Here is a 4,900-nt window from a genome sequence, read left to right on the forward strand (position 1 = left end):
AATCCCTGCCAACTACTTGACGCGGGACACCCTCACCGGACGTCCTTGAAAGATCGGGGTCACGACCAGTTGTCGGGCCTATCTCTTCCGGCCGCGACGGGTAGGGCGCGCTGCGGGCACCGTGTCCGGATCTTCCAGTTCGTGGCGGCTGCGGCGGGTGGGGGTGAAGGTGTGGATGTCGACGAGCGTGGGCGGCTGCACTGACCAAGGTGTGGGAGAGGTGACCCAGTCGATCAGATCGGCGGTGACGTCGGGGTCATTGACCTCGCCCAGCCAGACCGGCTCGGCTCCCCGGGTGCGATCTTCCTGTCCTGGGACGACGACGATGACGTTGGAGTGCTCGCACGCGTCGAGACACTTGCTGACCAACACCTCGGCCGCGCCGCCGACGCGGGTACGGATGGTCGTGAGCTGCGCGGCATGATCGACGGCGGGGTGCTTTCGCCGGCTCCCACAGTCACCGCCGCGACAGACGATGACCAGCGCGTTCTCGGAATCCAACGCGGACGCGGCCGCGGCGGGACGTTTGGGTGTCATGATCGGCCTCCGATAGACAGGGCTGGGCGGCAAGTGGTTCTCATGTCCAGGCGCTCTTACGTAGCAGTCGCAGCCCATTGAGGGCGACGATGACGGTAGATCCTTCGTGTCCGGCCACCGCGAGCGGCAACGGTAATGTGGCGATCAGGTCCCATGTCACCAGCACGGTGATGAAGGTCGCGGCGATGATCAGGTTCGCCACCACATACCGGTGCGCTTTGCGAGACAGGTTGATCACCGCCGGCACCGCCGACAGCTCGTCGCGGATGATCACCGCATCTGCAGTATCCAGGGCCAGGTCGGAGCCGTGCCGACCCATCGCGACGCCGATACTGGCCGCAGCCAGAGCGGGGGCGTCGTTGACCCCGTCGCCGACGACCATCACGGTGGCGCCGTCATCCTCGAGTCGTTTCACCGCGTCAGCCTTGTCAGCGGGGAGCAGCCGGGCGTGGACGACACGAATCCCGGTGCGTGCGGCGATGTCTGTGGCGGTGCGGTCGTTGTCCCCGGTGAGCAGGTGCACCGGCGATGCGGTGAGGGCTTCGGTTCGTGCGACCGAGGAGGCTGCGTCCGGGCGGAGTGCGTCATCGAGGGTGAGCGTTCCGACAGGTTCATTATCGACCAGGACGTCCACGATCGTGCCGACCGTGCCCGATTCGTCAACCGTCTGCACGACGCGGACCAGGCGCCCGTCGACGACCCCTTCGACCCCGTGGCCGGGGATCGCCCGAAAGTTCGTAGCAGGGGTGGTGCCCTCCGGGACGGCGCGGACGATGGCCCGCCCGATCGGGTGCTCGCTGTGCTGCTCTACAGCGGCCGCCCACGCCAGCACCGACTGGCGGGTGTGCCCGGGCCGTGCGGTGACGTCTCTCACTACGGGGGCGCCGTGGGTGAGCGTTCCGGTCTTATCGAACGCGACCAGCGAGGTCCGGCCGAGGCGTTCCATCACGGTCGCGGATTTGACCAGCACCCCGTGCCGTCCCGCGTTCGCGATCGACGCGAGCAACGGCGGCATGGTGGAGAGGACCACCGCACACGGAGATGCCACGATCATGAAGGTGATCGCGCGCAGCAGCGCCTCCCGGAAGTCGGTACCGAACATCAACGGGACGAAGAACACCAGCAGGGTCGCCGCGACCACACCGAGGGAATATCGTTGCTCGACCTTCTCGATGAACATCTGCCGTTGGGACTTCGTCTCCGAGGCCTCGGACACCATCGTCACCACCCGGGCGATGACGGACTCGCTGGCGGGGCGGGTGACCCGGACGGTGAGAGCGCCGGTGCCGTTCACGGTTCCGGAGAGCACGTCCTGCCCTTCGCCGCGTCGGACCGGCATCGACTCCCCGGTCATCGCTGCCTGGTCGACTTCGCTGACCCCGTCGACCACGATCCCGTCCGCGCCGATGCGCTCACCGGGGCGCACCAGGATCAGATCCCCGACCTCCAGAGCGGATGTCGGAACCTCCGCCAGGTCCTCACGGTCCCGGCGGCGGGTGAGGCGTGTGGCGTGTTCTGGTGCGAGCGTCAAGAGGCTGCTCACGGAGTCCGCGGTGCGCTGAGTGACGAGAGCTTCAAGGGCGCCGCTGGTGGCGAAGATGACGATCAGAAGCGCGCCATCGAACACCTGTCCGATCGCGGCGGCGGCGATCGCGGCGACGATCATCAACAGATCCACGTCGAGAACCTTGTTCCGAAGCGCCGTCAGACCCGCCCAGGCCGGCTCCCACCCGCCCGCAACGTACCCGACAAGATACAGCGTCCACCACACCGGCTCCGGGGCACCGGCCACCTGCAGCGGCCACGCGACCAGAAACAGCAACAGAGCAAGAGCCGCCCACCGCACCTCGGGCAAACGTGCCCCGGTGACGAAGATCGATGGTGGCTTCGGCAGTGCCCGGCCCCCAGGGCGCAGCCCCGGTTCGGTGAGGATGCTCATACGTCCGCGCTCTGAAGGCGCGGTTCTGCGGAGGCGGTTTCTACCGTGGCCGCCTCCGGGTGGTGGTGGCGGGGGGTGCCGCCCAGGGAGTGCTCGGCCTGGAAGATCGCATCTCGGACCAGCTGCGACGCGTGCTCATTCTCCAGCCGGTAAAACACCCGGGTCCCGTCCTGCCGGGTCGAGACGATACGCGCCAGCCGGAGCTTGGCAAGATGCTGCGACACCGACGGCGGGGCCTTATCCACCATCTCCGCCAGGTCGTTCACGGACAGCTCCCCGGCCTCACGCAACGCCAGAATCAACCGCACGCGCGTCGCATCGGCAAGCATCCCGAAGATCTCAACCGCCAGCTCGACGAAGTCGCTCTCGGGCATCCGACCACAAACCTTACTATCTGCATTCATGCGTAGATAATAACATCTTCGTTGGATCGACGGGGTACCGTCGAAGGATGACCATCAAGACGTACGTTGCGGTATTGCACGATGGACCGACACCCACCGATGCGGGGCAGCCCGTTCTGTGCCCGTTTCAGCCGGACGGCATGCCCAAGCCCGTTATCGATCACGAGGGCGTGATCTATCGCCTGAGCGACACACAGAATGCACCGGGCACATTCGACTACCTGAAGACACCGGCGCAGCCGCGCTGAAGATCCTCGGCCTTCGCGAGGGTCCGTAGTCAGCTGAGTCCCTCAACCGGCTGTGGCCTTATCGCCAGGCAACGCGAGCGGTTGCACGTGGAGAATCCTGTCCGTGAAGACGATGAACGAGCCTCGAGATCGCATGTGAGACCGTTTGGAGCCGATGAGGCGGGCGATGTCCTCAGTGGTTTTTTCGATCGTGCCGTCGGCGTCACCTTCTCCGCTGCGTCCGATGCGCGCCTGGAACCAGGGAGGGGCTTGGACGAGACCCGTCGGGATCTTGTTGCTCGTGCAGGACGCGAGCGGTGAGGTAGAGCTGGTGTGCGGTGATGACCAGAGCGAGCCAGGCAGCGCCGAGCATCCAGGCACCGAGGACGTCGGTTGCCCAGTGGTGTCCGAGGTAGATCCGATCGATGCCTGTGGTGAAGGCGAAGAGTGCGGCGGTGGCGATCGTGACGGTCTTGGCCCGGAAGGTCGTCTGACGCAGGATGAGCAGGTAGGCGATCACCCCTATGACTGTCACCGCGTTCAATGTGTGCCCGCTCGGGAAGGATGCCGAGTGTTCATACGGGGGCACCGCATCGGCGAGAGGAGGCCGGTCGCGTCCGAACAGTTGTTTTCCTACGACCGTCATGAGGAGCGACCCGCCGCCGCTGGCGACGATCAGGATCACTGGCGTCCAGGATCGGCGATGGATCGAGAGAATCGCCATCGCAGCGATGGCGATGATGGGCATGCCAACGGGACCGGCGATATGGGTGTATCCGGTGAGGATCACGTCGAGAAATGGCGATCGGAGGGAAAGAACGAAGTCGAGCAGGGGGCGGTCGAGACCGGCTACCCCATCTGCGTCGGTGATGTTGTCGTACACCTGGGCGGCAGCGACGCTAAGCACGAGAACGAGAATCAGCCCAAACGCCAGGATTAGGATCAATGCACCGTTCGGTCCGAGTCGTTCGCTGACCGTGCGCACACCATGGGCGAGGCGACGCCACACTGAGTTACTCCGCCGTGGAGAGATCCGGCTATCGTGTGCGATCTCACCGGGATCTCCGTGATCAGGCTTTTCGGCTCGAATCATGCCGGGCTCCAATCGATAAGGGCCTTAATCCTGTGATACGTTCTCACGATCGGCCAAGAGCCTGCGGCGAGGCTCCCGCAGACCAACCTCCGACCTCCGGCCGACAACCTTCCCGGATCGGCAATCGTATACCGGGTACGGCGGCTCTCTGGCAACACTGTCCTGCCGCTCCATCACATGACGACTTCACGGAGGTGCCGCGCGATCGCAGACCAGATGCAGCCGGGCGGCGTCAACGACTCGAGGGTCTGCGCCGGCGCAAATGCCGGGCGCAGACCCTCACGGTCGCAGGCGACGCAATCAGTCCGAGGTCTCCGAGTCTGCGGTGTCTTGTGCGAGAACTGTTCCGTCGCCGGCATCGATCTTGACATCGATGACGGTGCCGTCGGCGGTGGTGACCTCGATGCCGTAGACGACGAACCCGTTCTCGTTCTCGAGCTGTGCGGCGGCGGCCGTCCCGGAGACCGCCTTCAGTGCGACCGCAGTGGCCTCCTCTGGCGTGACTTTCGCGAGGCTTTCCAGGGCGGTCGACTGTGCAGCTTCGGCAGCGGAGTCATCCGCCCCTTCTGCGCCTTCCGTCCCTTCCGCAGCTTCTGCGCCTTCGGCGCCCTTGGCGCCGTCGGCTTCCTCGGTGTCGGCTGTGCCGTCGTTTGGAGCGGGGATGGTTCCGACTGTCGCGCGTCAGAATGTTTGGCAGGGG

At 65.5% G+C, this 4,900-nt stretch carries 6 protein-coding genes; 1 reads left to right on the top strand and 5 read right to left on the bottom strand.

All coding sequences use genetic code 11. The features are described 5' to 3' along the window. Positions 1-78 precede the first annotated feature (78 nt). From MIC448_RS11820 to MIC448_RS11830, 3 genes are read right to left on the bottom strand one after another with little or no spacing between them, the layout of a single operon-like run. Complete coding sequence (locus MIC448_RS11820) at positions 79-537, bottom strand: hypothetical protein (protein ID WP_051513709.1); 459 nt, start codon at positions 535-537, stop codon at positions 79-81. A 40-nt stretch (positions 538-577) separates the two neighbouring features. Further along, positions 578-2,476 carry a heavy metal translocating P-type ATPase gene (locus MIC448_RS11825; RefSeq protein ID WP_051513710.1) on the bottom strand — a complete coding sequence of 633 codons (1,899 nt, stop codon included), beginning with the start codon at positions 2,474-2,476 and terminating at the stop codon, positions 578-580. Beyond that, positions 2,473-2,880 carry a metalloregulator ArsR/SmtB family transcription factor gene (locus MIC448_RS11830; RefSeq protein ID WP_051513712.1) on the bottom strand — a complete coding sequence of 136 codons (408 nt, stop codon included), beginning with the start codon at positions 2,878-2,880 and terminating at the stop codon, positions 2,473-2,475. Before MIC448_RS11830 ends, MIC448_RS11825 begins: the two co-directional genes overlap by 4 nt. 47 nt (positions 2,881-2,927) lie before the next feature. Here MIC448_RS11830 and MIC448_RS11835 point away from each other — a divergent pair, with 47 nt between their 5' ends. Then, positions 2,928-3,128 (top strand): hypothetical protein, encoded by a 201-nt coding sequence (locus tag MIC448_RS11835; RefSeq protein WP_036299925.1) that lies wholly within the window; start codon positions 2,928-2,930, stop codon positions 3,126-3,128. Positions 3,129-3,330: 202 nt separating this feature from the next. On the opposite strand, the gene MIC448_RS11840 is transcribed toward MIC448_RS11835, so the two are convergent. Together MIC448_RS11840 and MIC448_RS16735 are read right to left on the bottom strand one after the other, a co-directional pair. After that, positions 3,331-4,014: a phosphatase PAP2 family protein gene (locus MIC448_RS11840; RefSeq protein WP_243419991.1), complete on the bottom strand. Its 684-nt coding sequence runs from the start codon at positions 4,012-4,014 to the stop codon at positions 3,331-3,333. A 486-nt stretch (positions 4,015-4,500) separates the two neighbouring features. Then, positions 4,501-4,863: a PepSY domain-containing protein gene (locus MIC448_RS16735; RefSeq protein ID WP_081766381.1), complete on the bottom strand. Its 363-nt coding sequence runs from the start codon at positions 4,861-4,863 to the stop codon at positions 4,501-4,503. Between the last annotated feature and the right edge of the window lie 37 nt (positions 4,864-4,900).

The organism is Microbacterium sp. C448 (assembly GCF_000582705.2).
GTDB lineage: Bacteria > Actinomycetota > Actinomycetes > Actinomycetales > Microbacteriaceae > Microbacterium > Microbacterium lacus_A.

Coding starts and splice junctions, on each gene's coding strand:
- MIC448_RS11820 (WP_051513709.1), bottom strand. CDS start 537: ATGACACCCAAACGTCCCGCCGCGGCCGCGTCCGCGTTGGATTCCGAG.
- MIC448_RS11825 (WP_051513710.1), bottom strand. CDS start 2,476: ATGAGCATCCTCACCGAACCGGGGCTGCGCCCTGGGGGCCGGGCACTG.
- MIC448_RS11830 (WP_051513712.1), bottom strand. CDS start 2,880: ATGAATGCAGATAGTAAGGTTTGTGGTCGGATGCCCGAGAGCGACTTC.
- MIC448_RS11835 (WP_036299925.1), top strand. CDS start 2,928: ATGACCATCAAGACGTACGTTGCGGTATTGCACGATGGACCGACACCC.